Annotated in this window: 21 protein-coding genes; 13 read left to right on the top strand and 8 right to left on the bottom strand. The window is 40.0% G+C overall.

The window, feature by feature from the left end:
* Nucleotides 1-55: 55 nt before the first annotated feature.
* The 3 genes from BLO34_RS00585 to BLO34_RS00595 all read right to left on the bottom strand — a co-directional run bounded on the left by BLO34_RS00585 (nucleotide 56) and on the right by BLO34_RS00595 (nucleotide 2,642).
* Nucleotides 56-814, bottom strand: a complete 759-nt coding sequence (locus BLO34_RS00585) for a hypothetical protein (protein ID WP_090751658.1) — start codon at nucleotides 812-814, stop codon at nucleotides 56-58.
* A gap of 149 nt (nucleotides 815-963) precedes the next feature.
* The gene (locus BLO34_RS00590) at nucleotides 964-1,782 is read right to left on the bottom strand and encodes an alpha/beta hydrolase (RefSeq protein ID WP_090751660.1); all 819 of its coding nucleotides are present in this window, start codon (nucleotides 1,780-1,782) and stop codon (nucleotides 964-966) included.
* On the bottom strand, nucleotides 1,782-2,642 hold the full coding sequence (locus tag BLO34_RS00595) for an alpha/beta hydrolase (protein WP_090751662.1): 861 nt from the start codon (nucleotides 2,640-2,642) through the stop codon (nucleotides 1,782-1,784). The genes BLO34_RS00590 and BLO34_RS00595 overlap by 1 nt, the downstream gene beginning before the upstream one ends.
* 256 nt (nucleotides 2,643-2,898) lie before the next feature.
* Between BLO34_RS00595 and typA the strand changes: the two genes are divergently transcribed.
* Nucleotides 2,899-4,704 carry a translational GTPase TypA gene (gene typA, locus BLO34_RS00600; protein ID WP_090751664.1) on the top strand — a complete coding sequence of 602 codons (1,806 nt, stop codon included), beginning with the start codon at nucleotides 2,899-2,901 and terminating at the stop codon, nucleotides 4,702-4,704.
* A 146-nt stretch (nucleotides 4,705-4,850) separates the two neighbouring features.
* On the opposite strand, the gene BLO34_RS00605 is transcribed toward typA, so the two are convergent.
* From BLO34_RS00605 to BLO34_RS00615, 3 genes are all read right to left on the bottom strand, one after another.
* The gene (locus BLO34_RS00605; RefSeq protein WP_090751666.1) at nucleotides 4,851-7,391 is read right to left on the bottom strand and encodes a M14 family zinc carboxypeptidase; all 2,541 of its coding nucleotides are present in this window, start codon (nucleotides 7,389-7,391) and stop codon (nucleotides 4,851-4,853) included.
* Between the two features lie 70 nt (nucleotides 7,392-7,461).
* The gene (locus BLO34_RS00610) at nucleotides 7,462-7,848 is read right to left on the bottom strand and encodes a PUR family DNA/RNA-binding protein (RefSeq protein WP_090751668.1); all 387 of its coding nucleotides are present in this window, start codon (nucleotides 7,846-7,848) and stop codon (nucleotides 7,462-7,464) included.
* Nucleotides 7,849-7,918: 70 nt separating this feature from the next.
* Nucleotides 7,919-9,667: an ABC transporter ATP-binding protein gene (locus BLO34_RS00615; protein ID WP_090751670.1), complete on the bottom strand. Its 1,749-nt coding sequence runs from the start codon at nucleotides 9,665-9,667 to the stop codon at nucleotides 7,919-7,921.
* Between the two features lie 109 nt (nucleotides 9,668-9,776).
* Between BLO34_RS00615 and BLO34_RS00620 the strand changes: the two genes are divergently transcribed.
* The 4 genes from BLO34_RS00620 to yajC all read left to right on the top strand — a co-directional run bounded on the left by BLO34_RS00620 (nucleotide 9,777) and on the right by yajC (nucleotide 12,789).
* Nucleotides 9,777-10,892 (top strand): Glu/Leu/Phe/Val family dehydrogenase, encoded by a 1,116-nt coding sequence (locus tag BLO34_RS00620; RefSeq protein WP_231959526.1) that lies wholly within the window; start codon nucleotides 9,777-9,779, stop codon nucleotides 10,890-10,892.
* 122 nt (nucleotides 10,893-11,014) lie between these two features.
* Nucleotides 11,015-11,953 carry a transcription antitermination protein NusB gene (locus BLO34_RS00625; protein WP_090751671.1) on the top strand — a complete coding sequence of 313 codons (939 nt, stop codon included), beginning with the start codon at nucleotides 11,015-11,017 and terminating at the stop codon, nucleotides 11,951-11,953.
* 69 nt (nucleotides 11,954-12,022) lie between these two features.
* Nucleotides 12,023-12,487: a DUF1573 domain-containing protein gene (locus BLO34_RS00630; RefSeq protein ID WP_090751673.1), complete on the top strand. Its 465-nt coding sequence runs from the start codon at nucleotides 12,023-12,025 to the stop codon at nucleotides 12,485-12,487.
* Nucleotides 12,488-12,495: 8 nt separating this feature from the next.
* Nucleotides 12,496-12,789, top strand: a complete 294-nt coding sequence (gene yajC, locus BLO34_RS00635) for a preprotein translocase subunit YajC (RefSeq protein ID WP_090751675.1) — start codon at nucleotides 12,496-12,498, stop codon at nucleotides 12,787-12,789.
* A gap of 57 nt (nucleotides 12,790-12,846) precedes the next feature.
* On the opposite strand, the gene BLO34_RS00640 is transcribed toward yajC, so the two are convergent.
* Entirely contained in the window at nucleotides 12,847-13,338 is a 492-nt protein-coding gene (locus BLO34_RS00640) for an SRPBCC family protein (protein WP_090751677.1), read from the bottom strand.
* A 112-nt stretch (nucleotides 13,339-13,450) separates the two neighbouring features.
* On the opposite strand from BLO34_RS00640, the gene BLO34_RS00645 reads away from it, so the two are divergent.
* From BLO34_RS00645 to BLO34_RS00665, 5 genes are all read left to right on the top strand, one after another.
* Nucleotides 13,451-15,385 (top strand): alpha-1,4-glucan--maltose-1-phosphate maltosyltransferase, encoded by a 1,935-nt coding sequence (locus BLO34_RS00645; protein WP_090751679.1) that lies wholly within the window; start codon nucleotides 13,451-13,453, stop codon nucleotides 15,383-15,385.
* A 104-nt stretch (nucleotides 15,386-15,489) separates the two neighbouring features.
* Nucleotides 15,490-17,112 (top strand): maltokinase N-terminal cap-like domain-containing protein, encoded by a 1,623-nt coding sequence (locus tag BLO34_RS00650; protein WP_090751681.1) that lies wholly within the window; start codon nucleotides 15,490-15,492, stop codon nucleotides 17,110-17,112.
* Nucleotides 17,109-19,007: a 1,4-alpha-glucan branching protein GlgB gene (gene glgB, locus BLO34_RS00655; protein WP_090751683.1), complete on the top strand. Its 1,899-nt coding sequence runs from the start codon at nucleotides 17,109-17,111 to the stop codon at nucleotides 19,005-19,007. Before BLO34_RS00650 ends, glgB begins: the two co-directional genes overlap by 4 nt.
* A 136-nt stretch (nucleotides 19,008-19,143) precedes the next feature.
* Nucleotides 19,144-19,437, top strand: a complete 294-nt coding sequence (locus tag BLO34_RS00660) for a putative quinol monooxygenase (protein ID WP_090751685.1) — start codon at nucleotides 19,144-19,146, stop codon at nucleotides 19,435-19,437.
* A 53-nt stretch (nucleotides 19,438-19,490) separates the two neighbouring features.
* Nucleotides 19,491-19,889, top strand: a complete 399-nt coding sequence (locus tag BLO34_RS00665) for a GlcG/HbpS family heme-binding protein (RefSeq protein ID WP_090751687.1) — start codon at nucleotides 19,491-19,493, stop codon at nucleotides 19,887-19,889.
* A 105-nt stretch (nucleotides 19,890-19,994) separates the two neighbouring features.
* Here the strand turns inward: BLO34_RS00665 and BLO34_RS00670 are convergent, their stop codons facing one another.
* Entirely contained in the window at nucleotides 19,995-20,783 is a 789-nt protein-coding gene (locus BLO34_RS00670; RefSeq protein ID WP_090751689.1) for a DUF4382 domain-containing protein, read from the bottom strand.
* A 245-nt stretch (nucleotides 20,784-21,028) separates the two neighbouring features.
* On the opposite strand from BLO34_RS00670, the gene BLO34_RS00675 reads away from it, so the two are divergent.
* The 3 genes from BLO34_RS00675 (at nucleotide 21,029) to BLO34_RS00685 (ending at nucleotide 25,886) form a co-directional block, all read left to right on the top strand.
* Entirely contained in the window at nucleotides 21,029-21,619 is a 591-nt protein-coding gene (locus BLO34_RS00675; protein WP_090751691.1) for a DUF4136 domain-containing protein, read from the top strand.
* Between the two features lie 354 nt (nucleotides 21,620-21,973).
* A complete protein-coding gene (locus tag BLO34_RS00680) occupies nucleotides 21,974-24,376 on the top strand; it encodes a glycoside hydrolase family 31 protein (protein WP_090751693.1) in 2,403 nt (800 codons plus the stop codon).
* A 427-nt stretch (nucleotides 24,377-24,803) separates the two neighbouring features.
* Nucleotides 24,804-25,886: a mechanosensitive ion channel family protein gene (locus BLO34_RS00685; protein WP_090751695.1), complete on the top strand. Its 1,083-nt coding sequence runs from the start codon at nucleotides 24,804-24,806 to the stop codon at nucleotides 25,884-25,886.
* The last annotated feature ends 9 nt before the right edge of the window (nucleotides 25,887-25,895 follow it).

Below are 25,895 nucleotides of genomic sequence, written 5' to 3' on the forward strand. Positions count from 1 at the left end.
ACCCAAACCTATCTAAAGGTAATCGGCTGGATTAAGAAAGACTTAACTGTTGGTGCTATTTCAAAGCTTCCATACTGTCTTGTTTTACTTCAATAATTCCGCGTCTGGGACGATCAAGATCGATGATGACAAATATCATAAGCGAGATCAAAAAGCCCATAATAATTGTAGGCACTCGCGGATTATTTTTACCCAAACCACTTACATAACCAGTGAACAGACTGGCAAAAATGAATATGACAAACATCAAATAATAAATCAGTTCTGGTAAGGAGCGTTGTAAAACATCGTTGCGTTTTCCCTGTGCATCTATCATATCGTTAATAGAGGTTACGAAATAACCTGTAGTCACAGGATTCGGAGTTTTTTCTGCGGCGGTAATCGCTACCTGCCATATCTGTTGCTGCAAATCTTTAGTTCTTTCAAGAAGCTCCATTCGTTGGTTCTCTTGGGTCACATCAATTTTTACAGAAACAATTCTGTGATCAACATAAAGTTTCATTAAGGAGTCTGCAGTAAAGCCTTCTGGATCTGGTAACAATTGAGTTCTTAGCATTGCTGTTCCTATAGCATTAGCTTCTGCGACTTCTTCTATGGCGCGATTATCATATCTCGAAACCGACATGCTGAAACTAAAACCAATAATTAGAGCGAGCATCCCCAAAATACCGCCTTGAATCGAGGACGATTGAGATTTTGCGTCATCATCTGCCTTGCGCTCAAATTTCTCACCAAAATAGATTCCTACTTCATTTGCGGCAATAATGGCTACAAATAATAACAAGGCAATTACAATACTATTAATGTTGTACATGGAATAATAGGATAAAGTGCCAAGTTAGAAGCACTCGTTATTTTATCGTATCAAGTATATGTTAATTGAATGAGTAGCTTTAAGCTTGTAGTCTGAAGCATTTAATTCTAAAACACGAAGCAAAGTGGTATTTAGAATGGCATATACCACTAAAGCGTTTTCGATGGAGTATTTCCCATTATCTTTTTGATAGCATTTCTATACTCATCAAATTCAATCAAATTTTTGTGTTTACCATCAGGAACAGTAATAAACTCCAGTCGTTCCTGCGGTACCAAATCACCTAGCGCACGACCACTTTCATAAGGAACCACACCATCTGCAGTGCCGTGAAAGATCACAATTGGACAAGTAGTTTCGGTAATAAATTCATCACTTGGGAATTTATATTTGAGTAACCTATCCATGGGAAGAATGGGAAAACGTCTGCTGGCAATGTCAGTAAGATTGAGGTAAGGAGTCTCCAGCAATAACATTGCTGGATTATTATTGGCAGCTACATAAGTTGCAATTCCGGTACCCAGCGATCTGCCGTACACAAAGATTTGATCCTCTTGAAATTGATTTTTCGCGTAATCGTAAAATAGCTGCGCGTCTTCGTAGAGCGCTTTTTCAGATAATTCTCCTGTGCTTTTACCATAACCGCGATAATCCATGATAATCACATCATAATTATATTGTGTGAAATAGGAGGCCACATCGCCCCATCGATCCAGCGTTCCAGCATTGCCATGGTAATAAACGATGACACCTTTAGGTTTTTCTGCCTTTAGGTGAATGGCGTTGAGTACGGCACCGTCTTGATTTTTTAGGTTGAATTCCTCAAAGTCCTCGTCAAACTGGAAAGTATAGTCAGCCGGTAGCGTGCTTTGTAAAAAGATCAATTTTTCCTGAAAGGCGTAGAGCATGGTTACAGATAGAATGAGGATCACTGCAATCGCAGCAAGAATTTTGAGAAAAAGTTTCATTAAGATTTATGGTGATTGGAACCTTTACTGGTTGTGGAAAGGTCAATTTTTTTCCGCTTTCGCGTCAGCAATATTTCATCCATCGCATGATGGTAACTTTCAAACTCCTGCATGTTCTTGTGCCCAGCGCCAATAATGGGATGCAAGGTCGTCGATTCAGGCTTTACCTGTGCTAATTTTAAGCTACTTTTAAAGGTGATGAGTTTGTCCTTGGTCCCATGAATAATGTGAATGGGGCACTCTACATATTTGAGCCATTTATAGGTAGGCATGGGATAACGCATGATCAAAGATAGCGGCATAAAAGGCATATATCTGCCTGTTACTTTGGTAAGGCTGTAGTAAGGCGCATCCAGAATTAGCATTTTGGGATTATTCATCGACGCTAGCTTTGCTGCAAATCCAGATCCTAACGATCTACCATAAAGTACGATGTATTTTTCGGCCACTTTTTCATTGATCTTGTCATAGATCTGTTGAAGGTCGCGCTTGATGGCTTTTTGGGATCGCTTGCCGGTACTCTTGCCAAAACCACGGTAATCCACCATAATCACATCATAATTATGACGGGTAAAGTCCACCGCAAACTTTCCCCAACCTTTGATGCTTTTGCTGTTTCCCTTGAGATACAAAACCAGTCCAACTGGTTTTTCTACTTTGAAGTGAAGCCCGTTGAGTACTGCACCATCTCGCGTGGTCATGTTGTATTCCTCAACGGTTTGATTCTCGTATAAAAACTGAAAATCTGCAGGCAGTTTCTCAGGTCTGAATAAAAAGTATTCCTGTAAATAATACAACAGCACGCTTATGACTGCATATGCAGCCACAACGATCAATGTAATATAGAGCCAGTAGGGCATCAGAGAATTTTGTTCAAAATACGAAAAAGTAGGGTATGGAAATACATATTCTATCCAGCGTTATCGCTTGTTGTCCAGCAATAACTTCGATGTTTAAGACTATGTTGGTAGGAGTTCCGCTTTCGCGAAAGCGAACTAAACCTCATACTTCACAGCTGACTATCAACTCATTGCAATTACAACCACTTTAACGCTCTACTATGCTATAAACCAATAAATAAGAGTACTTTTGCAGCCGCTAAGAAGTACTATTTTTATGAAAGACATTAGAAACATTGCGATCATTGCTCACGTTGACCACGGTAAGACGACGCTCGTAGACAAGATTTTGCACCACTGTGAAATCTTTAGAGAGAACGAGACAACAGGAGAATTGATCCTTGATAATAACGATATCGAGCGTGAACGCGGGATTACCATCCTTGCAAAAAACGTATCGGTAATGTACAAGGGAACTAAGATTAACATCATCGACACACCTGGTCACGCAGATTTTGGTGGTGAGGTAGAACGTGTTTTGAACATGGCAGATGGTGTATTGTTGCTGGTAGATGCCTTTGAAGGTCCTATGCCTCAAACACGATTTGTACTACAAAAAGCAATCGATCTTGGGTTGAAGCCTTGTGTGGTTGTGAATAAAGTAGATAAAGAAAACTGTACTCCAGACGAGGTACACGAGTCTGTTTTTGACTTGATGTTTGAATTGGGTGCAGAAGAATGGCAATTGGATTTCCCTACCGTATACGGTAGTGCGAAAAACAACTGGATGTCAGAGGACTGGAAGGATGAAACAAAAAACATCGAGCCACTTCTTGATATGGTAATCGAGCACGTTCCTGCTCCTAAAATAGAAGAAGGAACGACACAGCTGTTGATTACTTCGCTAGACTTTTCTAATTACACCGGTCGTATCGCGATAGGTCGTATCAAAAGAGGTTCTATTAAAGAAGGACAAAACGTTTCTTTATGCAAGCGTGACGGTTCTATCACTAAAACCAAAGTGAAAGAGGTCTATGTCTTTGACGGGATGGGAAAAGCCAAAGCAGAAGAAGTAATGGCTGGTGATATTTGTGCTATTGTAGGTTTAGAAGGTTTTGAAATAGGCGACAGCGTTGCAGATTTTGAGAATCCAGAAGCAATGGAAACCATCGCTATCGATGAGCCTACCATGAGTATGTTATTCACCATTAACGATTCACCATTCTTTGGTAAGGACGGTAAGTTTGTGACCTCACGTCACATCAAGGATCGTTTGACTAAAGAATTAGAGAAAAACCTAGCGTTGCAGGTTCACGATACAGGAGCAGCAGATAAGTTCATGGTTTTTGGCCGTGGCGTTTTGCACCTTTCCGTATTGATTGAAACCATGCGTCGCGAAGGTTATGAATTACAGATAGGGCAACCACAAGTAATCATCAAAGAAGTTGATGGTGTCCAGTGTGAGCCTATTGAAGAGTTGACTATTGACCTACCAGAGAATGTTAGCGGTAAAGCTGTTGACATGGTAACATTAAGAAAAGGTGAAATGACCAGTATGGCGCCTAAAGGTGAACGTATGATCATTGAATTTAAAATACCATCACGTGGTATCATAGGTTTGAGAAATCAGTTGATCACCGCAACTGCTGGTGAGGCGATCATGAACCACCGTTTTATAGGTTTTGAGCCTTACAAAGGTGAGATCGCTGGACGTATCAATGGTTCTATGATCTCCATGGAAAAAGGAACTTCTATTCCTTATTCTATGGATAAACTACAGGATCGTGGTAAATTCTTTATTCATCCAGGTGAAGAGATTTATGGAGGTCAGGTAGTAGGAGAGAACTCCAGACCGGACGATCTTGCGATCAACTTGACGAAGACTAAGAAACTTTCCAACGTACGTAGTGCAGGAAATGATGATAAGGTGAAGATCGCTCCACCGGTGAAGTTTACACTGGAAGAAGCTCTTGAATATATCCAGAAGGATGAATATGTAGAGGTAACGCCTAATCACTTGAGATTGCGTAAGATCTATCTTGATGAAAATGAGCGCAAACGTAGAGGTAAAGAATTGAGCTAGACTACAGCTAATATTGAATATTAAAAAAGCAGATCTGTGAGGATCTGCTTTTTTTGTTGTTTAAAATTTCGTGGTTTGGATGATATCGCTTTCGCGAAAGCGTAATAAGAACCTATCTTAATTACTATTTAAGACTGTTGATCTATCTACATCGCATCTGCAAAGAAGATGGCGTTCATCATCAATTTGTTGGTACCATACCAGAAGGCTCTAAAATTGGTATTGTCTGTGAACCCAATCACATTACCACGACCGTAGCTGTTGTGTACAAAAGGTCTAGTGTTTTTGAGCGCCTCAAGATTCGGTTTTGAAATGTAACCTGCCATTAAAGGCTCGTTCGTGTATTTGATAGGATTGCGGTGAGAAGTACTGTCTGCCTCAACAAACATTGTCGTATTTCTAAATATAGGTAGCTGACTATCCTTATACCCAAAAGCGATAGGATGCGAGCGGTCCAGTTGGGTTTCAAAAATAGCACCGCCAATAACCTGGGCGCCGTTAAAGTCGCCTCGCTGTTCAAAAGTTACATTTTTGGCAGGATTCTCAGTGGATTTGAAAGTCATGGGTAGCATTTTGGAACTAGACATCCATCGTAGCGAATTTCCAAAACCAATAAATGTACCGCCAGCGCGTACCCAAGATTGTAGATTTTCCATCGTGCTTTTGTCAGGAGACCCGTAAGAATTAGGAAAGATGATCGTGTTGTACTTGCTCAAATCTGCACGGCTTAGACGATCACGTTCAATTTTGGTAATCGCGATATCATAACGCTGGTCCAACAGGTGCCAAATCTCTCCTGCATCATAAGAGTCAGTACCGTCACCTATTACCAATGCAATTTTAGGATCATTCAATGGCACAAAAGAGTTGGATCCCAGATCAATTCCTGTGGTCAATCCGGTAGAAACGGCATCGATCACGACAGCAGTCTCGGTTTGATAGTTAGAAAGTCGTTGATGCAATTCATTCGTAGCAATAGGTTGTCTGGAAACCGGAATCATGATGGTCCCGTAATCATAGGACTTGCCGTTTAAAGTGAATGGTTGCATGGCGACTTTGGCGATGATGTCATTATTAAGAAGGTCATTCAGCACCTTTGGAGCCATATATTCATTCCATTCCATCAGGTAGGCATAATCAGAAACGGCTAAAGCTTTTTTAGAATCTCTTGACTTGTTGATCTCAAATGAACTCTGATTCATAGTCGCGGTAACATCATCACCAGAGCCAATGTTTCCAGCATTCATGTTGTAGTCCAGGTCAAAAGCTAAAGGAAATGTCCAGGCACTAATATCATAGAAGAGGCTATCGGTAAATTGGGTGTCCTTTTGAAAAATGGCATTGATCAAGCGACTTTTCTTTTGCGATTTAGGAATGACGTAAGCATATCCTTTTTTGTATTCCTTTCCATCAACTTTGACGTCTTGATCAAGTTCTTTCAATCTTATTTCATGACGTAGCAGAACCTCTGCAAAAGCATCTGTTTTTCCAGAATCTTTGGAATCGCCGAAAATGATGTTTCCGCTTTTTGCCTCATTGGCTGCATCTTTATAGAATTTGGCTTGATAGTCTAAAATCTTATTTTTCATTCCGTTTGCTGCTGCGAGAGTACTCAAGGCTGCTGTAAACTGGTTGCGTATCGTAAACGGAAATGTCAATACTCCATTAACCGATTCCTGCGCATGCCCGCGAGAGCTGGCCTGCTCAAACAAAATACCAATACCACCATTCACATCAGGAAAAGTAGATCCTTTACCATAATAGAAGTCGTCAAAACTTTCTTCGGTATAATAAAACGATCCAATTTTATCCAATGCTGCCGCGTGATAGTTACCTATTTCTTTAGTAAGATCCTGATTCATCTGCGGCGTCAACGGATTCGTTCTAGATGGAATTCCTGGCTGGAAAAAGAAGCTGGAATTGGTTCCCATCTCATGATGGTCCGTCAAGATATTAGGCATCCATTTATTGAAACTCGCGATGCGTGCTCTGGATTCTGGGAGTTGTATTGGTAACCAGTCTCGGTTCATGTCAAACCAATAATGGTTCGTTCGCCCACCAGGCCATGCCTCGTCATATTCACGATCATTACCGTCAATGGTGATGTTTTCATTTTTGTGTTGATTCACCCAACCTGCAAAACGTTGCAATCCATCTGGATTAAAGCTAGGATCCAGTAAAACCACTGTATTGTCCAGCATTTCTTCAACATTGGTTCCTTGAGCAGCTGCTAGATAGTAAGCATAAAGTAAGGATGCGTTAGAACCACTAGGCTCATTACCATGTATGGAGAACCCTTGATAGATAACGATAGGACCATTATTGCTGGAGTTACCGTCAATCCGATCTTGATGCGCCTGACGTAAGTTCTCAATATTGCTTTGGTTGTTCTCAGAAGTTACCGTTAGTAATATTAACGGTCGATCCTCAAAAGTTTTCCCACGATTCTCAATAGTAATCCGATCACTGGCGTCTGCAAGAGCCATCATATATTGGACTAATTTGTCGTGTGTAACGTGCCACTTTCCTGGAACGTATCCTATTACTTCTTCTGGAGTTGGAATATCAGGGTTGTAGGTAACGTCAGTTGGTAAGTAGTAATCCATTTGTGGATCGACGGTGGTTTGTGCGGTTACCGCTTTCGCGAAAGCGAACAACACAGCAGTCAAAAGAACTATATTCTTCATATAATAGTATTATGGCTTTAAAGTAAAAAGCCTTTCACGAGGAAAGGCTTGTATTTGTGATCGTTACGATTTAAATATCGTCAAAGTCAACGTTGGTAAAACTTGCAGGATGATTAGGCTCTGTGGCGTCATCTGCGGCTGGAGTTGCTGGCTCTTCTTTTTTGAAGTCCGTTTTGTGTCTCTCTGAAATGACTTCATCACCTTTTTCATTGATGATGTAATCTGTCACATCTTTCAAGGTCTCGCCGAATTCTGCAAAGTCCTCTTTGTACAAATAGATTTTGTGTTTCTTGAAGTGAAAGCTACCGTCATCGTTTGTGAATTTCTTGCTTTCAGTAATGGTAAGGTAGTAATCGTCTGCCTTTGTAGATCGTACGTCAAAGAAATAGGTGCGTCTTCCTGCACGAACCACTTTTGAGTAAATTTCTTCCTGCTCCTGATAATCTCTGTCGCTCATGTCGGTTTTTTGGGTGTTAAGCACTCAAAAATAGGAAAAAACTTGAAAAGCTGGCTTATAATTTTACGGCTTACTGCTCTAGCATTTGATTTGCGTACAATTCGGCATAATAACCGTCTTTATTCATGAGCGATTGGTGATTGCCTTCTTCTATGATTTTACCATCTTCAAGAACGATGATGAGATCAGCATTTTTAGCAGAGCTTACTCTGTGACTCACAATAATTGTGGTCGTGTCTTGCGTGACTTTTTTGAGGTTGTTGAGAATTTGTTCTTCGGTTTCTGTGTCTACGGCGCTTAAGCAGTCGTCGAACAATAATATGTTAGGATCTTTTATGATGGCTCTCGCTATGGAAACCCGTTGTTTTTGACCGCCACTTAATGTGATGCCGCGCTCGCCCAAAACCGTATCATAACCGTTTGTAAAGTTCTTGATGTTTTTGTGTACCACCGCGTTCTTGGCAGCAGTTATGATTTCTTCATCGCTAGCATCTTTTTTTCCAAAGGCTATGTTATTCCCAATGGTGTCAGAAAATAAGAACGCATCTTGAGGTACATACCCTATGGATTGACGTAAGTCATCAAGATTTAAATCCCTAACTGATTTACCATCAATTTTGATAACCCCATCAGTCACATCATATAACCTGCCTATCAGTTCCAGTACTGTTGACTTACCACTACCAGTCTTACCTAAAATTGCTAATGTGCCACCGCTACGTATTTTGAAGGAAAGATTTTTGAGGGCATGAATATTAGTATCCTCATAAATAAAGTTCACATTCTCAAATTCAATGCTGCCCTGAACCGGAGTTGATTCTTCTACCAGATTTTGAATTTGAGGTTCAATGTCCAGGAATTGGTTGATACGTTTTTGAGAAGCTTCTGCCTGCTGGATCATGTTAGTCACCCAACCCAAAACCGCGACCGGCCAAGTCAACATATTAACGTAGATCAAAAATTCTGGAATGGCGCCTACTTCAATCTCTCCAGCAATCACTTGTCTACCGCCTATGTAAATCACAAGAATATTACTCAGTCCTATCAACAGTACCATCATAGGAAAAAATAGTGCCTGCACTCTCGCTAGATCGATGTTTTTATCCTTGCTATCATTGGAAACCTGAACGAACTGAGCGCTCATTTGAGGCGCGAGATTATAGGCTTTAATAACTGAAATACCACTAAATGCCTCTTGAGAAATAGTGTTGAGGTTCGATAAATATTGCTGAACGAGCGTAGATCTTTTATGAATCTCACGGCTTACCACGTAAATAGCGACTGATAGAAAAGGCAAAGGGAGCAGCGTATACAAAGCTAGAGTAGGAGCAGTGTCGATCATGGCTGGTATCACCACTGCAAATAATGTTGCCATATTGATACTATACATAATCGCAGGACCCATGTACATGCGTACTTTAGAAACATCCTCACTTATGCGGTTCATCAAATCACCAGTACGGTTTTGTTTATAAAAGCTAAGTGATAATCTCTGGTACTGCTGGTAGATGATGTTTTTTAAATCGTATTCCAAGTGTCTGGACACGACAATGATTAATTGCCTCATCACAAAAGTCAAAATCGCTGCAAGTAATGTGGTACCTAAAATAATACCTATATAAAGTAGAAGGTCACTTTTGACCTGTTCCAGATCAGTACGCTCGCCATTCCCATACGCATTGAGAAGGTTGATGATCTTCCCAACGTATTTAGGTAAGTAAAGTGATAGATATCTAGAGGCAATAGTGACTATAATACCAAAAATGAGCTGCCATTTATATTTGACAAATAGCCTGTTGAGCTTCTTTAATTCCTTCATAGGTACTTGGTCGTACTATTTACTTATTAACGATTGAAAATTGGCTTTCTCCCATTGTAGTTTGGATTAAAATCAGATTACTTTTGCATCGCAAAATCATATACCCTTAATGGGTGATACCATGTCTGAAGACTACACTACATTAGAAAAAATCATCAATCAAGATCCTGTTTTTGGACAGTTGTCCTTCAACGATCATGAGCAAGTTGTTTTTTGCAACGACAAAGATACAGGTTTAAAGGCCATCATAAGTATCCATAATACGGTATTGGGACCTGCTTTGGGCGGTACCAGAATGTGGAATTACGATAATGAATGGTCTGCTCTCAATGATGCGTTGCGACTTTCTCGTGGGATGACCTACAAGAGCGCGATCACAGGCCTTAATCTAGGTGGTGGCAAGGCTGTTATAATAGGTGATTCCAAGACACAGAAAACACCAGAGATGATGCGCAAGTTTGGTGAATTTGTACATAGTCTTAGTGGTAAATATATCACTGCAGAAGATGTAGGTATGGACACTGTAGACATGGATCTAGTGCGTGAAGTCACACCTTACGTTACAGGAATCTCAGAAAATAAAGGTGGTTCTGGTAATCCTTCTCCCATCACAGCCTATGGAGTTTTCATGGGAATGAAAGCTGCTGCACAGTTTAAGTATGGTAGTGATGTGTTAGAAGATAAAGTAGTTTTTGTTGAAGGTGTAGGTCATGTGGGTGAAACACTTGTGGAGTACCTCACTCAAGAAGGTGCAAAAGTCACAATTGCAGATATCAATCGGGAACGCCTGGAAGAAGTAAGTTCAAAATATGGAGCAACGATTTATCAGGGAGCAGACCTGCATGCAGAACCTATGGATATCTATGCACCTTGCGCGCTGGGAGCTACAATTAATGACAATTCTATCACCAAGTTACAGGCTAAAATTATTGCTGGAGCAGCGAATAATCAGCTGGCAGATGAGGCAAAGCACGGCATGTTATTACAACAACGTGGTATTGTGTATGCACCAGATTTTCTAATAAACGCCGGTGGTATTATCAATGTCTATGCAGAGTTGGAAGGCTATGACCGTTCAGAAATTATGCGCAAGACAGAAAATATCTATACCACGACCTTGGAAATTCTCAAAAAAGCTACCGCAAACAGCACCACCACGCATACTGCCGCCTTGCAAATTGCCCAGGCGCGCATCGATGCAAGACGTGCAGAACACAACGCCTAATCCCATTATTAGTATTATTTTTGCTCTCCTCAATCAGTAATTTGTATTGAGGATAATGATAATTACGCTTTCGCGAAAGCTGACTAACCACCAGCCGCGTTGCACTTATAAAATTCGTTCTTATGCTTACCCGTAGACATTTGCGCATCAAGGTCATGCAGGCCGTTTTTGTCTTTCAGAGACAACGTCCCGATGATCTCAAGGAACTCGAGAAATTCCTTAATGGTAGTATGACGCAAACCTTTGTTTTGTTTCTGTACATGTTGCAGCTACTGGTAAAAATCCACGAACTGGCAGAGCAGCGTTTCAAACTTGCCCAAGAGCGATTTACAGGATCTGAAGCGGTCAAAAACCCGAGCCGTGCGCTTATCGAGAACAAAGTGCTCATCGAACTATCCAAAAGTCCAGCACTTAAAGAAGCCCTTAAAAAACGCAAACTCAACCCATGGCATCTTGATTCCAAATACGTGGAGCGACTTTATGAGCAAATTGTTGGAGACAAGATTTTTGTCATGTATGCCAGTGAGGAAAGTGACAGCATTAAAAAGGATCAGAATTTTGTCAACGCGATTTTTTCTGAAATCATTGCGCCAGATGATGAGTTGATGAGCTATCTAGAAGACGCTAATATTACCTGGATGGATGATTATCCACTTGTGAATACAGAAATCATCAAGTTTGTTAGAAAGATTAAGGTCAATAAAGAAATCAAGCTACCAGAATTAATTAAGGATAGCGAGGACATCAAGTTTGCAATGGATCTTTTTAGAAGAACCGTGTTGAATCATGACCAACTCTGGAATAGGTTAGAAGGCAAGACACCTAATTGGGATTCTGAACGTATCGCACAGATTGATGGTGTCATGATCATGATGGCACAGTGTGAGTTTTTATATTTCCCAAGCATTCCCGTAAAGGCATCGTTGAACGAATATCTTGAAATTTCAAAAGATTACAGTTCGCCAAAAAGCCGCATATTCATCAATGGTATTCTGGACAACTTGTTAAAACAGTTCCAAAAAGACGATATGATCAACAAAGTAGGTCGCGGCACCATGTAACGGAACGATTTTTGTCGTTGTTGATCCACAAGCATTTATTATCTTTGAACGCTTTTAAAAATTAAAAAAATGAAGAAAATAGTTTTATTATTCGCAGCTGTTGCTGCCGTTTCACTTACTAGCTGTAATGAGTCTGCATCTGCAAAGATCGATGAGGCTAATCTTACTGCCGCTGCAAACCGCGAGTCAGTTGAAGCTAATTATCCGGTCATGTCTTTTGACGAGTCAGAATATGATTTTGGAACCGTAAATGAAGGTACCGTTGTTGAGAAAGAATACAAATTTAAAAATACAGGAACTTCTCCATTGATCATTGTCAATGCAAAGGGAAGCTGTGGTTGTACTGTTCCTACATGGACTAAAGAACCAGTAGCTCCAGGAGAAGAAGGATCTTTATTGGTAAAATTCAATACTAGTGGTAAGCCTAACGCGCAGAGCAAGTCGGTAACTATTACTACCAACACTGAAGCTGGTACTGAGGTTATCGTTATCAAAGGTTTCGTTACTGGAAAGTCCAGCGCACCTAACGCTTAATTCCCTTTATGGATCAGTTTATAGCATTTGCACCTTACGTAGGTATCGCCCTGATATTTTATTTTCTAATAATCAGACCGCAATCCAAGCGTCGCAAAGAAGAAAAACAATTTGCAGAATCTCTTAAAGTAGGTGATCGAGTTATTACGACCAGTGGTATCCACGGTAAAGTAAACCAGATCAACGGCGACAAGGGAACTGTAATGATTGAAACTGGAGCTGGAAAAATGCTTTTTGAAAGAACAGCCATTTCGGTAGAATTGACTAAAAAGCTTAACACTCCAACGGAAGTCAAGAAATAAATTACAATTTAAAATACTATAAAGCCCTTGAGAGATCAAGGGTTTTTTTGTGGCCTCTTAAGAATGCACAAGCATTCCCGGCAACTCCTTCCAACTACCATCTTCCGCGGTATTTTTCAAAGCAACGTTGCGTTGTTCCAACAATCGTGTCATATACCTTTTCAGGAAAAGGATATCGGCGAGATGGCCTAGAAATCCTAGTGGTGAGTCGTAATCAAAAATATCTTTCATTGTGGTGATGCCATATCCATCTTCAGAAAAATGATGTTCGTGTCGGAATCGTTTGAAGGCACCACTAACCATTTCATCAGCAAAAAAATGATGTGGTTGAACGTCCGTAATTAAACTGGTGAGTTTCTGTTTGATCCCAAAGTGTACCGCTTGCCAGGTAACAGTTTCACCTTCTTCTACAAGTCCACTAGTTCTACCTGCAATCGCTTTTTCGCTGGTGTGCTGCAAGGAACTTTGATGGAGATCGATACTGCGGGAAAGATCAAATACCACCTGAATAGGAGCTTTAATCTTAGTAGTTAGAACTATAACTGGCATGAAAGCTTTTTGTAAAGATAGACTTCAAAATCTGAGAAGGTCGCAATCGGTTTCGTAAAAAATCAAGGAGCAGTTGTGCGCATTTATTACATTTGGATAAACCTTTCCATCCATGAATCAAGAACGTGTAGTTATAGAAAATGTCCAGCCTGTTGTAAATGCTGGCCGTCATCCCATCAAAAGAATCACCGGTGAAACAGTCCATGTGAGCGCGACGGTTCTGGTAGATGGCCACGACGTCATTCAAAGTGCAGTTCTATATAAGCAGGAGAAAGCTAGAAAATGGCAGGAAGTGCGCATGGAATCAGCTGGTAATGATGAGTATGGAGCACATTTTCAGGTAGAGAAAACTGGGAAATTTCAATATAAGGTTCAGGGTTGGGTAGATTATGCACTCAATTGGAGACACGGGATTTCCAGAAAGTTAGCAGATGGTCAACACGTCAAAAGTGAGTTGCTTGATGGAGTGATTCATTTGGAACACGCTTACGCGAAAGCGAACAAAACCGAACAAGCATTGCTACAATTCGGGATTGAATCTTTCCAGACTGATTCTAGATATGATGAAGCTGTGGAAACCGCAATGTCTGAAAAACTAAAAGAGATTTTTATAAAATATCCAGCAAAACAGTTTGCTGCAGAAAGCGACTTGTTCATTTGTAGTGTGGATCGCCAGAAGGCAAGATTTTCCACCTGGTATGAGTTTTTTCCTCGCAGCGCTGGTGAAAACTACGAGCACGGTACCTTCAAGGATTGTGTGAAATTATTGCCCTACGTTGAAGAAATGGGATTTGATACTTTGTATTTCCCACCAGTCCACCCAATAGGTGAGGTCAACCGTAAAGGAAAAAACAATACAACAACATCTCACGGCGATGATGTAGGTTCTTGTTGGGGAATTGGTTCAAAAAATGGCGGACACATGTCGCTGCATCCCGATCTAGGTACAGAAGATGATTTCAAAAAACTAGTGGAAGAAGCAAAATCTCGAGGTATTGAAATCGCGATGGATTATGCGCTTCAGGCTGCACCAGACCATCCTTGGGTAAAAGAACATAAGGAATGGTTCAGGTGGCGACCAGATGGTACGGTCCAATACGCAGAGAATCCGCCGAAAAAATATCAAGACATTCTACCTATCTACTTTGAGACCACTGACTGGAAGAATCTTTGGAAAGAGCTTTTAAGGGTTGCTTTGTATTGGGTTGAGGAATTTGACATTAAAGTTTTCAGAGTTGACAATCCTCATACAAAACCTTTCCACTTCTGGGAATATTTGATAGGTGAGGTAAAGAAAAAGCATGATGATGTTATTTTCCTTGCAGAAGCTTTTACAGCTCCCAAGGTGATGAATCAGCTAGCCAAAGTAGGCTTTCAACAATCTTACACCTATTTCACATGGCGTAATAACAAGCACGAGCTGCAGGAGTATGTCCATGAATTGACCACCAGCAATCAGCGTGAATATATGCAGCCTAATTTCTGGCCCAATACGCCAGATATCAATCCATTTCATTTACAATCTGGAAACGAAAGCATTCACTTGCATCGCTATGCACTAGCGGCAACATTAAGCTCTAGCTTAGGAATCTACGGTCCTGTATTTGAGCAAATGATTTCAAGCGCGTTACCCGGCAAGGAAGAATATTTAGATTCAGAAAAATTTCAGATTGCAAATCACGATTGGGAAAAGAGAACCAAGCTTACCTTAATCATCACAAAGATCAATCAAGCACGTAAAAACCTTGCAGCTCTACAACAAACCAATAACATCAAGTTCTTACATCAAGACAATGATCAGTTAATCACGTTCTATAAGTGGAGTGATGATAAAAGTAGCGAGGTGATCGTGGCGATAAATCTTGATCCACATTATGAACAAGAAACATGGGTTCCTATGCCATTGCATGAAATGGGAATTGATGAACATCATGGTTTTACTGTAAGAGATGTGGTTACTGATAGCAGTTATCACTGGAGCGGCACTCATAATTTTGTGAAAATTAATCCAGTATTGCCTTTCCATATTTTTGAAGTGAAGCGATAATTTTAATATAGATCACTTATCTTTTTATATTTATCTTATAACCACACGATATCCTCAAGAAGAATCTTATATTTTTGAGATATTATCAACTCTGCTAAAAACCTGTGTCCAAAACAAAGCTCAAAAACCCCAAAACCTGGGAACAACTTCTAGATGATAATTCATTCAAGCAACAATTGACTGAAGATATTCTGGAGAGCTATGTGGTACAGCAACGCTGGTATGGTGGTAAGAGCAGCACGCTCAAATATCTAGAAATCAGTGAGTTTTTTACTATTGCTCATAGAGGAGATCATTTCTACGGCTTATTGCTGGAAGTCAATTTCAAGGAAGCTTTTTATCAGCATTACTTTTTGCCTTTGGGTTTTGTGGTCGATAAGTCTGCAGCGGCAGAAGGTTTGATATCGCCCATAACTCTTGGCGATCAAGATGGCTATTTAGTGGATGCTTTATATCTGGATAGCTTTAGAAAAGTTCTTTTTGAGAAAATCATTGAGTCAGAACCAGTCGAAGGATTAGGCACGATTACCTTCCATGCAGGTGAAGATCTGGATGAAACTAAATACATTTCTAGCCGATTTTTGGGCGCAGAACAGTCCAATACGAGCATCATTTTCAACGATAAACACATCATTAAATTCTTTCGAAGGATTTATAGCAGTACCAATCCAGATTACCAGATTTGCCGTTATTTGACTGAGGAAACCTCATTTGATCGTTCGCCTACCTACACCGGTTCCATCAATTTGAATATTGTCAAAAGGCACGATGTCACGCTGGCTTTAATGCAGCGACTGGTCGAGAATGATGGTGATGGATGGGAATGGATGCTGGATGAATTGAAGATTGTTTTTAGTACGCTTTCGCGAAAGCGAATTGATATCAAATCGTTACCAGACGTCAAATTGTTCGCAAGGTTGAAACTTCATGAAGTCCCACATGAAATCGTGGACTGGACTGGATTGGATCTTTTGAAAAGAATTAGAACATTGGCGTTGAGAACAGCTCAATTCCATGTCGCCATGGGCGGTGAGCGGAACGATTTGAAGTTTACGGCAGATAAATATAATGGAGATTATAACGTTTGGCTTAAAAATAGACTGCTTTACATGTTCCAGAACAGACTCAACACCGTAGAGAATAATCTACATAAATTGAGCGGTGAGGCGCTGGATCTAGCACAGGAATTACTGGAGCGCAAAAACGAGATACGTAACCGTTTTATACAGTTTGACTGGCACCACATGAAAGGTGAGCGCATACGTATTCATGGAGATTATCACTTGGGTCAGGTATTAGTGGACGGCGAGGATTTTTATCTTTTGGATTTTGAAGGTGAACCAGAAAGTACCATTCGTGATAGGAAGGTGAAACAAATGCCGCAGAAGGATCTTGCAGGGATGTTCCGTAGTTTTCATTATGCCATTTATTCTACAATTTTTGATCAAGGAGAAGCTACAGGTATATCTAGGGAAGATCTAAATCACGCTGGTGAACTGCTTTATAAGTACTTGATTTCCATATTTATGGATACTTACCTGCATCATATTCATAATAATAATTTGAATATAGGCTACCGTAAGGAAGTCAACTTCTTGCTACAGTTTTGCCTACTGGAAAAGGCTATTTATGAATTGGGCTATGAGTTCAATTCAAGACCTAGCTGGGCGATCATTCCATTGCGAGGTATACAAAGTATCATGAACCACAAACAACAAAAAGTATGAGCCAGGTAATCACGCACTCGCTGTTTACAGATTTTGACATTGACCTTTTCAAATCTGGAAAGCATTACCGGCTTTATGAAAAATTCGGCTCGCACATTATTGAGAAAGATGGCGTGAAGGGAACTTACTTTGCCGTCTGGGCACCTAGCGCCAAAGCTGTAAGTGTCATAGGAGACTTTAATTTTTGGGTAGAAGGTGAGCATCAATTACAGGTGCGATGGGACAGCAGCGGTATCTGGGAAGGATTTATTCCTGGTGTCGAGCAAGGCGCTACCTATAAATATAAAATCCATTCCTCACACAACGATATAAAAACAGAAAAGGCAGATCCATATGCACGTCGCTGCGAGCATCCGCCTAAAACAGCCAGCGTGGTATGGCAATATGATCCCAAATGGAGCGATAGCAAATGGATGCAAACCAGAGCAAAACACAATGCGCTTGACGCACCATATTCTGTCTATGAAGTTCATCTAGGAAGCTGGAAACGCAAGATTGAGGAAGATCGTAGTTTGAGTTACCTAGAGCTGGCAGATGAATTGGTCGCTTACGCGAAAGCGTTACAATTTACACACGTTGAATTTATGCCTATCATGGAGTATCCCTACGATCCTTCTTGGGGATATCAATTGACCGGTTACTTTGCGCCTACATCGCGATTCGGTTATCCAGAAGAGTTTGCGCAGCTGGTAGACGCTATGCACAAAGCGGGAATAGGAGTGATCCTAGATTGGGTACCATCCCATTTTCCTGAAGATGCCCATGGATTGGGATTCTTTGACGGCACAGCACTTTATGAGCATCCAGATAGAAAACGAGGTTATCATCCAGACTGGAAATCCTTGATTTTCAATTATGGTCGCAATGAAGTCAAAAGTTTCTTGATTTCCAATGCGCTATTCTGGATGGATCAATATCACATTGACGGCTTGCGAGTAGATGCGGTGGCGAGTATGCTGTTCCTAGATTATTCCAGAGAAGATGGCGAGTGGGAACCTAATGTTTTTGGAGGTCGTGAAAACCTCGAGGCCATGGCGTTTTTACGCGAAATGAACGAAGCGGTTTATCTCAACTATCCAGATACACAAACCATCGCCGAGGAAAGCACCAGCTTCCCAATGGTAAGCAAACCGACTTCTATAGGCGGCTTAGGTTTTGGAATGAAATGGATGATGGGCTGGATGCATGACACGCTGGAATATTTCAAAAAAGAACCAATCTACAGACGCCACCATCAGAATGATTTGACCTTCTCGATGACTTATGCTTTTACAGAGAATTTTATGTTGCCATTATCTCATGATGAGGTAGTCTATGGAAAGAGTTCCATCATAGGTAGAATGCCAGGTGATGAGTGGCAGAAGTTTGCTAACCTAAGACTGCTTTACAGTTATATGTTCACGCATCCTGGAGGAAATTTATTGATGATGGGATCAGAATTTGGTCAGCATGATGAATGGAAGTTCAACGGCAGTCTAGACTGGCACCTAACCGAGTTTGCAGATCATAAAGGCATTTTAGCTACCATAACCGATTTGAACAAGCTTTACAAAAAACAACCAGCACTACACGAGAAGCAATTTGATGCTGATGGATTTGAATGGATCTCCCATGAAGATGCCGATAATAGCGTGATCAGTTACGTTAGAATCGGTAATGATTCAAAAGTTATTGTGGTTTGTAACATGACGCCAGTTCCTAGAGAAAACTATCGTGTAGGATTACCTGAAACTGGAAAGTACAAACTATTGTTCAATAGCGATGACTCAAAATATGGCGGATCTGATTACAAGGTCAAAAAATCATTCACTGCCCAAAAGGAAAACTGGCAATACAGAGATCAAAGCGTGGAGCTGAACTTGCCGCCGTTGGGAGTTGTGGTTTATAGTATTTGATTTGAAACCTGACAAGGTGTGGATTTTATTCCGCACCTAAACTGTTTTGCATACCTAGATTGAACTGCGTTAAACTTCCCACAATCAATCGTATACATGGCTTTCATTTTTTATTTTAAAGCAAAATATAAAGACCATGAAAAATTTAGGATTACTGGCAACATTACATGCCAAACCAGAACAAGCAGATACCGTAGCTAACTTTATCAAAGGAGCGATCGATCTAGCAAAGAAAGAAGAGAAAACACTGACTTGGTATAGCTTTAAAATTGATAAAACGACATTTGGAATCTTTGATACTTTTGAAGATGAATCTGGACGTGAGGCGCACTTGAATGGCGAGATTGCAAAAGCTCTTATGGGTAAAGCAGATGAGTTATTGTCCCAAGCTCCAGATATTAAGAAGATCGATATTTTATCTGCAAAGTAGATTTCACTGAGGAATCAAAGAAATAGAATTAAGAATCAAGACAAAAACTCATTATGAATATTACATTAAAACAAGCCGAGGCTGTCATAGAAAAGGCCAAGGCAAAGTCAAAAGAAATAGATACTAAAATGAATATCTGCGTTGTGGACTCTGGTGCCAACCAGGTTGCATTTGCCCGTATGGATGGAGCATGGTTAGGTAGTGCAGATATTGCGCTCAAAAAGGCCAAGACAGCTCGATTTTTTGATATGCCATCTGGTGAAATAGGGAAGTTATCTCAACCAGGAGAATCACTGTTTAACATTGAGAATTCAAATGGTGGATTGATAAGTTTCCCAGGAGGATTACCCATCAAAAACAAAGATGGAGAGATCATAGGAGCTATAGGCGTTAGCGGTAGTTCTGTTGAGAATGATCATATTGTTGCAGAAGCTGGAACTAAGGCGATCTAGTATACTATTTCATCGTAAAACATAAAGTCCGCTATCATAGCGGACTTTATTTTTAATAGATTTTTATCTCTAGATATTACCTACGCCTAAAGAGATTTCATGAGGTTAGTTAAGATTCGTTTCTCCCAATTGAGTTACTTCACCGTTGATAACAACAACGCCTTCAATAACCACGGTTTGTAAATTAGCATCAGCATCAGGCGTTAGTGTGATGTCATATGTTCCATTAGGTACAGCGCTTAATCTAAAAAAACCATTTACATCAGTAAATGTGTTTATTTCATCAAGTCCGTTTGAAGCTGTAACTAATACTTGAGCATTGATTGGTGTAACTTTCCCTGAAATTGCACCAGTAGCTGCTACAAGTTCGACTCTGATTACCGGTTTTAGAGAATAACCGCCATTACCTTGACGTACAATAGATTTGTCAGCATCAAAATCCAAGATATATTCATATAAGATACCACCTTCAAGCTCTTGATTAACGTTGAGTTTCAAGCCAGATTGTTGTGCGCTTGGTGTTGATAGAGGAAATGTCTGACCATCTATTACAACTGTATTGTCATCGCCAAGAATCAGTCTAATTTGGTTGATTCTACCTGATGGAATTTCATCATCAGCGAGGACAATATTATTACCACCAGTCAATTCAAGGATGTCGTAAACACCAGTATTATCCATATCAAGGATAATTTCTTGATCATCTGTATCGCCATTAAATTTTATAACGACACTTTCTATATCGATAAACACATTGTCAAAATCTCCAGGCTCATCTACAAGTTTAATATTGATCCTTGCTGGCTGGCTGCTGTCATTATTATTATCATCGCTACAAGAAAATAACGTTGAGGTAGCGATTACCAATCCAAGTACACAAATTAATTTTTTCATAATAAAGGGTTTTCAATTTTAGGGTTGCACAAACGTAGGTGACTTGAAAATCGAACAATCATATGAATTTGTTAATTCCTGCGGGTTTACCTATCCGTAAATATTAGCAATACAAATCACAAGAGCTGTGATCACGAAGTTGCTAATGCGATCTGTTGAATTGAAATGTTGTTAATGTTACAACAATTAGAGTTTTTGTAGGAAAATAATGCAGCTTCTCTGTGTAAATTGAAATAAAAACAATCATGAAATTATTTAAAACAACTCTACTTGCTATAGCGGTAACCGCAATTTATAGCTGTGGACCAGGAGTGACCACGGTTAAGCCAACTAACGATAATCTAAACAAGTATCAAAGTTTTTCTTATTTACCTAATTCGGCTATTGAGATGCCAGATATGGCTATGAACGATGATGTGAACACTTTAGTGATTCAACAAATCAACGATAGAATGATGGATGCTGGATATGAGCTTGATAGAGCAAAACCAGACCTTCTTGTATTAGTGAGCACTAAAATTGATGAGACAACAGGAACTACGACTGATCCTGTATATGCTAGTTATGGGAGTTACAATCGACCAGGATTGCGTGTAAATTCTTATTATAACAACTTCTATTATAATGCTTATAACTCAGTTCCTACAGTTGTGGGATATGATACTGACACTTATAATTATAAGGATGGTACTTTGATTATTCAATTGGTAGATCGTAAATCCAATGAAACCGTATGGAAAGGTGTGAGTAGCGAGAGCATTTATAACAGCGGCGACACGGCAACAATGACTAGTTTGGTAAACACGATATTTGAGGAATATCCGTTAATGAAATAATTGAATAACATCACTTATCAAAAATGCCCGTTTTTAGAAACGGGCATTTTTTATGGCGAAAAATTTCTCTTTAGATTGGAGTGAATCAAATTAGAAATAATGATGTTTTGGCGTGTTGATGTTAATGATTCCGTAATCGAACAAAGTATATATTTCCAAATTCTTACAAAAACATTATTTTACACTAGGCTGTTGGGGAGTACGCTTTCGCGAAAGCGAAATATTCTAAAATCATATGAAAACGGTTGCGTAACTAAACGGTTTTTAGGACACAATTCCAGCGGTTTTTTTATACTTTCCCGAGTTTTAAACGGTACTTTCTAGTACTTTAAGATTATCGAATAACATCATTTTATGATTACTAATACAGAATTACACAAATCCGGCAACGTTTTTCCCGGTATGCTTACCAGTTTTACGCATGTGGTTGACACTTTAATCTTCAACTCAGATAACGGCGTTATTTTACAAGTTCAGGTTTTAAGAGATAGTGTGCTTAGGTTCAAATATGGAACTGGCGGCAAGATGGAAGATGACTTTTCCTATGCGATCGATGAAGGCGGAAATAGAGGATATAACAAATTAAAGGTTACAGAAGAAGAGGCTTATTATGAGATTACGACTTCTAAGATTGTGTGTCAAATTGCCAAAATCGATTTACGCAGTCGCATTTTTGACATCAATGGTAAAATAATCTGCGAGGATGAATTAGGCTTTCATTATGAAGAAAGCTATGAGTATGGTGGTGAGGTTGTAAAAATGTCTAAAAAAGCCCAGCCAGCAGAGAGTTATTACGGACTAGGCGATAAGCCGGCAGATAACAACATGCGCGGCAAGCGATTTGAACTTTGGGGTACGGATCAGTACGCCTTTGGCAAACAAACAGATCCTTTATATAAAAATGTACCTTTCTATTTAGGCCTACAGAATAAGATGTCCTACGGGATCTTTTTTGATAACACCTTTAGATCCTATTTCGATTTTGCACAGGAGCGTCACCACGTGACCAGTTTCTGGGCGCAAGGTGGTACGATGGACTATTATTTCATTTACGGTCCTGATGCTAATAGCGTTGTAAGTGGTTATACAGATTTAACTGGTAAGCCAGAATTACCACCATTGTGGGCTTTAGGGTTCCATCAATGTAAGTGGAGTTATTATCCAGAAAGTAACGTTCGTGAGGTGGCGCAGAAATTTCGCGATCTAAAGATTCCATGTGATGCGATCTATCTAGATATAGATTATATGGATGGATTCCGTTGTTTTACTTGGGATGACGAGAAGTTTCCTAATCCTACAAAAATGATTAGCGACCTGCGTGAGGATGGTTTCAAGACCATCGCGATCATAGATCCAGGTATTAAAGTAGATCCAGATTATTATGTCTATCAAGAAGCTATGGATAACGATTACTTCTGTAAAAGAGCTGATGGTCCTTACATGAAAGGTAAAGTCTGGCCTGGTGAATGTTATTTCCCAGACTACACTAATCCAGAAGTAAGAGAATGGTGGGCTGGATTGTTTAAAGGACTCATTGCAGACAATGGTCTTGCCGGTGTATGGAATGATATGAATGAACCTGCAGTAATGGAGGTTCCCAATAAAACCTTCCCAGACGATGTACGTCATGATTTTGATGGTCATCCTTGTTCTCATAGAAAGGCACACAATATTTATGGTGCTCAAATGGCAAAGGCTACTTATGAAGGTGTGAAGAAATTCATTTATCCTAAGAGACCTTTTGTAATCACTAGGTCTGCTTATTCTGGAACACAGCGCTACACGTCAAGTTGGTTTGGTGATAATGTGGCTACTTGGGAGCACTTGAGCATAGCAAATATACAGGCACAGCGCATGGCGTTATCAGGAATGTCTTTTGCGGGATCTGACATTGGTGGTTTTGCAGAGCAGCCTACTGGAGAGTTGTTTGCTCGCTGGATAGCTCTTGGGATATTCCACCCATTCTGTCGCGTACACTCTAGTGGTGATCATGGAGACCAAGAACCATGGACGTTTGATGATAACATTACTGATATCACACGTAAGTTTATTGAGCTTAGATACAAACTGTTGCCTTATCTATACACCACGTTCTGGCAGTATGCAGAAGAAGGTACACCTATGCTCAAGTCATTGGTACTTTACGATCAGGAAGATCCACAGACACATTATAGAAATGACGAATTTATTTTTGGTGACAAAATGCTGGTTTGTCCAGTGTTGGAACCTAACTCTAAAGGCCGTCGCATGTATGTGCCTAAAGGTGAATGGTACAACTTCTGGACTCGCGAGACTATAACTGGTGGCAAGGAAGAATGGGTAGATGCAGACATTGACCAGATTCCGTTGTTTGTCAAGGCTGGATCCATTATACCGCGTTATCCTGTGATGCAATATGTAGGTGAGAGCAAGATTGAATTCTTGACTCTTGATGTTTATTATACCTTGGGATCAGATAAATCTGTAGTTTATGAAGATGCGTCAGACGGTTATGACTACAAGAAAGGACGTTTCAGTTTACGTAACCTTAGATTTAAGGGAACTAAAAATCAGATGACCATATCGCAGTTCAAGGATGGTAAGTATATTACAGAATATGAAACACTGCGTTTTAATTTCATAGGCCTACCATTTGAGATCGATTACGTAGAGGTGGACAATGTGCGCATATCATTGGAAGACCTTCAATATGATGCCAAAACTCAAACCATGCTAGTCAACAAGGAGTTCAGTGAATTCCATGTGGTTGGTAAATAAACTGTTGTAGCAGCGTTAGTTAGCCTGCACGATATGTTTTTATAAGATAAGAATGTTGGGGATATCGCTTTCGCGAAAGCGAACTTTCCTCAACATTTTTGTTTTTAATAAGGTTTGCATTAATACAAATGATAATAACAGACCCTAGCTTACTTCATGTTTAAACAAAATGGTAAGATGGTTGTTGAATGCCACAAAGTGGAATTGGACTTATGTCTTTACCGTTGAACTAGGCTCGAATCTTAGGTTGTTTTCCTGTATGTGAAAATTGCCTTTGAGTAATAAATAATATTGAAAGCTAGATGTGGGTCTAAATCTTACGGTAGAGGTCCTGCTAAAACACTTACCTGATAAAATATGATTAATTGTTAAGCGCATATTTAGTTCTCATTTCAAAATGTTTTACTTTGTTAGAAATTACCCATAGATGATAACATTACTACAAGGCGTTCTGGAACCTAAGCCAGACGTTAAGGGCGAGATAGATGTAAACCCTACCAGTTTTATAGAGAAGATCGATACCTGGCTGGATGGCTTCGTGAAGATTCTTCCCAACGTTCTTATCGCCATAGGCTTATTCATTGCTATGTTTTACATAGCTCGATGGATAGGTAAAACGGTACGTGAACAACTTAAAAAGCGCAATAGATCCAATTTTGGAGAAGTATTAGGAAGCTTTACAAAGTGGATTCTGATTATATTCAGTTTTGCTGTTTGTGTCACCATTATCGCTCCTAGTCTAAGCTTCGGTGATTTGATTGGTGGTTTGGGAGTTAGTAGTGTGGCTATAGGTTTTGCCTTTCAAGATATTCTACAGAACTGGCTAGCGGGAATTCTAATTCTTACTAGACAGCCTTTTAGAATAGGAGATGAGATCGAGGTTAACGGTATGAAGGGTCGCGTGGATCGTATTGAGACTAGAGCAACCGTTATCACCACATATGACGGTATTGATATCGTGGTTCCCAACAATACTATTTATACGAATGCCGTGAAAGTAATCACAGCTCACGATTATATCAGATCTCAATATGATCTGGGATTAGGATATGATCAACCCTATGATGAAGCGGTGAAGATTTTGAGAGAGACCTTGCAAAGTATTGACGGGATAGCTCAGGATAAACCCATTGATATTTTGAACTGGGACCAGGCAGATAGCTGGCTTACCATTAGAATGAGATGGTGGACAGATTCAAAACGCGGTAACGTGGTAAAAACATTTAGTGAGGTAATTGCCAAAACACAGCACGCCATGGATGATGCTGGTATCGATTTACCGTTCCCAACAATGGTAGAAGTGAAAGATGCACACGATCTCAAAGAGGCTCAGTCTCGTGCAGACCGTAAGAATGCAGACATCATTAAGGACGATGAAAAAAGGCAAGGTCAGAACTCAAAGAAAAAAGAGCAAGAAGATTACACAGATAAAAAGGCTGATAAAGTAACTACAGAACAAGCTCTAGACAAAGAGGATCGTGAAGGTGATTCCAAGTATACTACAGAATAATTTTTTATC

Origin of the sequence: Nonlabens sp. Hel1_33_55 (assembly GCF_900101765.1) — a bacterium.
Taxonomy (GTDB): Bacteria; Bacteroidota; Bacteroidia; order Flavobacteriales; family Flavobacteriaceae; genus Nonlabens.